This is a genomic window from Mesorhizobium sp. M4A.F.Ca.ET.050.02.1.1, assembly GCF_003997725.1.
Classification (GTDB): domain Bacteria; phylum Pseudomonadota; class Alphaproteobacteria; order Rhizobiales; family Rhizobiaceae; genus Mesorhizobium.
This window is the reverse complement of record NZ_RZSG01000435.1, coordinates 1-5,086: the sequence shown is the minus strand read 5'-3', so window position 1 is coordinate 5,086 and position 5,086 is coordinate 1. Positions and strand designations below refer to the sequence as shown.

The window sequence follows — 5,086 nt, the reverse complement described above, 5'->3', positions numbered from 1 at the left end:
GTCCGACCGATCTGTTTTGCCCGAAGCTCCGGCGCACACCGGTGCCACGCCGCCAGCCAAGGGGCCGGTCGAGCCATCGGCTGAACAGACTGACGCCGACCAGCAGCCGGCGGCCGGGACCCGGGATGACACCGGCACGCCAGTGAGCACGGAAGCGCCGGCGGCCGCGACGCAAGACGATGCGGAACCGGCGGAACCGCAGGAGAACGATGCCGAGGACGAGAGCGATCTGGCTCGCCTCGACGGCGAACCGGACGAGATTGCCGAAGAACCTTCCGCCGGCCAGGCTACCCCGCCCCCGGTCTCGGGCTCGCTGCTCGACTACGCGGGCAGCGACGACCAGACCGGCCCGGTGGCCGAAAGCAGCGACGCCGCGCCGGTTGCCGGACCGGACGAAACGACGGCAGCGGCAGAGGCCGCGGAGCCCGCTGATACCCGGTTCGATATTGTCGGGACACCGCCCGACGGCCGCGCCGGCGACGACAGCATGACCGCGGACGATTTCCGCGATGCCGAGGACAGCGAGGATTGGGCAGCGTCCGGTGAGGAAGCCTCCCCCGACGATGCCGGGCCTGCCGATGCGGCTGCGCCCGCGGCGGAGCGGCCGCGCCTGCAGGTGCCGCCGCTGCGGCTCGACGGCTTCGTGCCATCGGCTTTCTCGACCGGTGAGGAAGCCAAGGCGCCCGATACCTCCATACTCGGCAAGCTGCCGGTGCCGCTGCTCATCCACTCCGGCGACGCGCTCTACTATGCCAATGACGAGTTCCTGCGCCTGACCGGGTATGACACGCTCGACGAGCTGACGGATGCCGGCGGGCTCGGCGCCCTATTTGCCGATCCCTATTCGCCACCCGAGGACGGCGCTGCCGGCGAAAGCGACCATGCGCTCAAGTTGAAGACGCGCGACGGGCAGGAATTCCCGATCGACGCCATCCTGCGCTCGGTGCCGTGGCGCGCCGGCAAGGCGCTGATGCTGGTGGTGCGCCGCTCCGGCGAGGAGGGCGCGGCGCCCGCGCATTTCAGCGCCGCCAATGACGAGCCCACCCAGCAGCCCGACACTTCCGAGCTGAAGAGCCGCATCGCCGAAATGCGCACCATCATCGACACCGCCACCGACGGCGTGGTGCTGATCGGCCGCGACGGCAACATCCGCTCGATCAGCCGGCCGGCGGAAGCGCTGTTCGGCTTCGACAGCGACGAGGTCGCCGGCAAGCCATTCGCCTCGCTGTTCGCCATCGAGAGCCAGCGCGCGGCGCGCGATTATCTTGGCGGGTTGTCCGAACCCGGCGTGGCGAGCGTGCTCAATGACGGCCGCGAGGTAATCGGGCGCGAGTCGCAGGGACGGTTCATTCCGCTGTTCATGACCATCGGCCGGCTGCCCGGCGACAGCGGCTTCTGCGCCGTCGTGCGCGACATCACGCAGTGGAAGCGGGCCGAGGAAGACCTTACCCAGGCGCGCGCCGTGGCCGAGCGCGCCTCCTCGCAGAAGACGGATTTCCTGGCCCGCATCAGCCACGAGATCCGCACGCCGCTCAACGCCATCATCGGCTTCTCGGAACTGATGGTGGACGAGAAGTTCGGTCCTGTCGCCAACGATCGCTACCGCGACTATCTGCGCGATATCAACCGGTCGGGCAACCATGTGCTCGACCTCGTCAACGACCTGCTCGACATCTCCAAGATCGAGGCCGGCCAGCAGGAGATGGATTACGAGGCGGTGTCGCTCAACGACACGTTGGCCGAAACGGTGGCAATGATGCAGCCTCAGGCCAATCGCGAGCGCGTCATCATCCGTTCCAGCTTCGCCTCGCGGCTGCCGGAAGTGGTGGCCGACCTCAGAAGCGTGCGCCAGATCGCGCTCAACATCCTGTCGAACGCCATCCGCTACACGCAGGCCGGCGGCCAGGTGATCGTGTCCACCGCTTACGAGACCTCCGGCGACGTCGTCATGCGGGTGCGCGACACCGGCATCGGCATGAGCCAGGCCGAGATCGAGCAGGCGCTGAAGCCGTTCAAGCAGATCAATGCGCTGAAGCGCGGACGCGGTGACGGCACCGGGCTTGGGCTGCCGCTGACCAAGGCCATGGTGGAAGCGAACCGGGCGCGGTTCAGCATCACCTCGACGCCCGGCGAAGGCACGCTGGTGGAAGTCGCCTTCCCATCGACCCGGGTGCTGGCCGAATAGCGCACTGCGGGAAAAAGAAAAGGCGTCCAACGGGACGCCTTAAGGATGGGATTGCTGTCACAACGGGGGCTTGAGCGAATCTGAACCTCAGGGGACGAGGAACGGGATTTCTCCCTCAAGTTACGTGCGACTATCGGCGCCGTCCCTTAACAAGTTCTTACCGGGCCGCCAAAAAATTTACGAATGTGTACCACTCGTGAAATCTAGGTAAATTCGGCCGACATTTTTCGTTAACCATGCCAGGGCAGTTCAGTCGGCGAGCTGCGGCAGATTGCGGAACAGTTCCAGCGCTTCCGGATTGGCCAGCGCCTCCTTGTTCTTGATGGCGCGGCCGTGGACGACGTCGCGCACCGCGAGCTCGGTGATCTTGCCCGATTTGGTGCGGGGAATGTCGGTGACCGCGACGATCTTGGCCGGCACATGGCGCGGGCTGGCGCCAGTGCGGATCTTGGCGCGGATGCGCTTTTCCAGATCCTCGTCGAGCTTCACGCCGGCGGCCAGCCGCACGAACAGCACGACGCGCACGTCATTGTCGAAATCCTGGCCGATGCACAGCGCCTCGAGGATCTCCGGCATCTGCTCGACCTGATTGTAGATCTCGGCCGTGCCGATCCTGACCCCGCCCGGATTGAGCGTCGCGTCGGAGCGGCCATGGATGATCATGCCGCCATGCGCCGTCCATTCGGCGAAATCGCCATGGCACCAGACATTGTCGAAGCGCTCGAAATAGGCGGCCCTGTATTTCTTGTCCTCCGGGTCGTTCCAGAAGCCGATCGGCATCGCCGGAAAGGCCTTGGCGCAGACCAGTTCGCCCTTTTCCTGCCTGACCGGCCTGCCGTCGTCGTTCCAGACATCGACGGCAAGGCCGAGCCCGGGCCCCTGGATCTCGCCGCTCCATACCGGCTCGATCGGCACGCCGAGCACGAAGCAGGAAACGATGTCGGTGCCGCCGGAGATCGAGGCCAGGTGCACATCCGTCTTGATGCCGTCGTAGACGAAGCGGAAATCCTCCGGCGACAACGGTGAACCGGTCGACGAGATGGTGCGCACGCTCGAGAGATCGTGCGTGCCGATCGGCTTGAGGCCGGCCTTACGCACGGAATCGATGAACTTCGCCGAGGTGCCGAAATAGGTCATCTTCTCGGCGTCGGCAAAATCGAACAGCGCATTGCCGTCCGGATAGAAGGGCGAGCCATCATAGAGCAGCAGGGTCGCGCCCGAGGCGAGGCCGGAGACCAGCCAGTTCCACATCATCCAGCCGCAGGTGGTGAAGTAGAACAGGCGGTCGCCATCGAGCAGGCCGGCATGAAGGCGCTGTTCCTTGACATGCTGGATCAGCGTGCCGCCGGCCGAATGGACGATGCACTTCGGAATGCCGGTCGTGCCGGAGGAGAACAGGATGTAGAGCGGGTGCGCGAACGGCAGCCGTTCGAAGCTTACGGGCTTCGCGACGAAGGACGACAAGGCCGCCTCCAGGGCGTCCGCCTTGTCGATGGTCGCGGCGACGTCGGCCGAGGTGCCGAGATAGTCGACGATCAGCACCTTGCGGACGCTCGCAAGCCTGGCCGCCACCGCCCTGACCTTGTCGGCGACTTCGATCGCCTTGCCGTTATACCAGTAACCGTCAGGCGCGATGAAGACCACCGGCTCGATCTGGCCGAAACGGTCGAGAACGCCCTGCTCGCCGAAATCCGGCGAACAGGACGACCAGACGGCGCCGATCGAAGCGGCGGCGAGCATGGCGGCGACGGTCTCCGGCATGTTGGGCATCATTGCCGCGATGCGGTCGCCCTTCTTCACCTTCAGCGACAGGAAGAGCTGCTGCAGGCGCGACGTCAGCGCATTGAGTTCGTTCCACGACAGCCGCCGCTCGACCTTGTCCTCGCCGCGAAAAACGATCGCATCGCCGGAGCCGGTTTTCTTCAGCAGGTTCTCGGCGAAGTTCAGCCTGGCGTCGGGAAAGAAGGCGGCGCCCGGCATCCTGTCGCCGTCGACCAGCACGCGTTCGCCCTTGTCGCCGACGACACCGCAAAAATCCCAGGCTAGGCCCCAGAACGCCTCGCGCTCGTCGATCGACCAGCGGTGGAGCTCGGCATAGGAGGAAAAGGCCGTACCCGTCTTGGCCGCCGCGGCCTTCATGAAGGCGGTCATGGGCGCCGCGTCGATCTGGTCTTGCGTCGGCGTCCACAAGGCGGTGTCGGCGGCCATGCTCGTTCCTCCCAAAAACGCGACGCGTTCGCGGCAGTTAAGCCCAACGCCGCGTACGTCGTTGTCCCAAAACCGGCGTGTAATTTCCGGCGACGGCCGGTGGCACCGCTTATGCATACCGCAGCGCAGCAGAGCAAGATTTTGTTCGGCCGGCGGCTTCAGATGTGCGCAAATGCCATCGCCGGGCCATAAAGACTTGAAATGCGTCGGCGCTGGGGTACATCCGTCGGACGATTTGTCGGCAATGGAAGCATATAGGGCGATATGCCATCATCTTTGATCCGGCGCGGAGCATGGGCGATCGGCTTTGCCGTGCTCGTCATCGCGCTGGTCGTCGCCGCGCTGCCGCTGATCGCCTCGACCCGCATCGTGCGCGACCGCATCGCCTGGGAAATGAGCGCCTGGAGCGGTTTCAGGGTTACTATCGATGGCTCGCCGCGCATCGAGGTCTGGCCCACCTTCCGCGCCATCCTGACCGACGTGACGCTTTCGCAATGGACCGAGACCGACGCGCCGCCGGTGATCGAGGCCGAACGGGTAGAGGTCGATCTTTCGGCCATGGCCGCCTTGCAAGGCGACGTCGTGTTCTCGACGGCGCGGCTGGTGCGGCCGACGATCAGGGTCCAGCGCACCGCCAGAGGCTTCTTCCTGCCGGCCATCCCGACCGGCGGCCGCATCACGCGCTCGATCGAC

The 5,086-nt window shown here is 65.7% G+C and carries 3 protein-coding genes; 2 read left to right on the top strand and 1 reads right to left on the bottom strand.

The features are described 5' to 3' along the window. On the top strand, positions 1 to 2,185 hold a 2,185-nt coding region (locus EOA33_RS23725), incomplete at its 5' end, for a histidine kinase dimerization/phospho-acceptor domain-containing protein (protein WP_127406728.1). A 249-nt stretch (positions 2,186 to 2,434) separates the two neighbouring features. Here EOA33_RS23725 and EOA33_RS23720 read toward each other — a convergent pair. Beyond that, on the bottom strand, positions 2,435 to 4,393 hold the full coding sequence (locus tag EOA33_RS23720) for an acetoacetate--CoA ligase (RefSeq protein ID WP_126056448.1): 1,959 nt from the start codon (positions 4,391 to 4,393) through the stop codon (positions 2,435 to 2,437). 264 nt (positions 4,394 to 4,657) lie between these two features. Between EOA33_RS23720 and EOA33_RS23715 the strand changes: the two genes are divergently transcribed. Beyond that, the coding region (locus tag EOA33_RS23715) for an AsmA family protein (RefSeq protein ID WP_127406727.1) at positions 4,658 to 5,086 on the top strand (429 nt) is incomplete at its 3' end.